Origin of the sequence: Methylobacterium sp. WL18 (assembly GCF_008040015.1) — a bacterium.
Taxonomy (GTDB): Bacteria; Pseudomonadota; Alphaproteobacteria; order Rhizobiales; family Beijerinckiaceae; genus Methylobacterium; species Methylobacterium mesophilicum.
The window spans coordinates 1-1063 of record NZ_VRVD01001030.1; the positions used below are offsets into that span (position 1 = coordinate 1).

Below are 1063 nucleotides of genomic sequence, written 5' to 3' on the forward strand. Positions count from 1 at the left end.
ACCGGGTGCTGGGCATCGCCGCCGCTCCGGGCGCTTCCGCCGCCGGGCCGGCGGAGGATGCCGATCCGGCCGGATTGGGAAACGCCGCCGCTTCGGGTTATGCCCCCGCCTCGGCCGGCGACGGCCGACCGGATTTCGTCGTCGTCGACCTTCCCCGCCTCCTGCGCCGCGTGCTGCCCTAAAATCCCGTCCGCGCCCCCTCCCTCCACCGGAGCCAGCCCCGACCGTGACGTTCTCGATCGGAAGACGCATCCTCCTCGGCTTCGTAGCGGTCACCGTGGTGATCGTGGCGCTCGGCTTCTACGCGCTGGAGCAGATCGGGGCGGTGCGCGACACCACCGACGCCATCGTGCGGCGCGACATGGCGGTGCTGCGCCAGCTCGACGACCTCGGCAACCAAGCCCGGGACCTCGGGCTCCTGCGCCGTAGTGCCGTGATCGCGATGCTGTCGCAGGCGCAAGGTCGGCCGACGCGCCCCGACGACACCGTGACGACCTGGCGCCGGACCGCCGCCCAGATCGAGAGCGGCCTGGCTGCCACGATGCAACTGGCCGGCGAATACCGAACCCAGTCGATAACCACCGAGCGCAACGCCGTCTGGGACCGGATCGCCAATGCGGCGGCGGAGGTGCAGCGCTCGTTCCGGGAGGTGCGGAGCGTCAGCGAGGCGCAGTTCGCCGCCATCGCCCGGCAGGACGTCGCCGGGGTCGAGGCGCGCAACGACGAGATCAGCCGGCTGCAGGCGCCGTTCCTGGGCGGCATCACGAACCTGCGCACCCTGCTCGACGGCGGCATGGCCCTGGGGCAGCGCGCAGCCCACGAGGTCTACGAGCGCTCGCGCCTGTCGATCTACCTGACGCTGGCCGCCGCCGTGCTGCTGGCGATCATCGTCACCTGGCTGATCCGGCAGGCGGTGGTGCGCCCGCTGGAAGCCGTGATGGGGTTCGTGCAGCGGGTCGGCGACGGCGACCTGTCGGGGCGGCTCGACATGCGGGGCGGCGACGAGATCGCGCGCCTGGGGCGGACCCTGAACGCGATGGTGGACAACCTGTCCGACCTCGCC

At 72.2% G+C, this 1063-nt stretch carries 1 protein-coding gene and 1 pseudogene; both read left to right on the forward strand.

The annotated features are described in order from the left end of the window. Positions 1-182 (forward strand): annotated as a pseudogene (locus FV228_RS30650) (chemotaxis protein CheW); the annotation flags it as partial. Positions 183-226: 44 nt separating this feature from the next. Beyond that, a partial coding sequence (locus FV228_RS30655) for a HAMP domain-containing protein (protein ID WP_147857846.1) occupies positions 227-1063 on the forward strand: 837 nt, incomplete at its 3' end.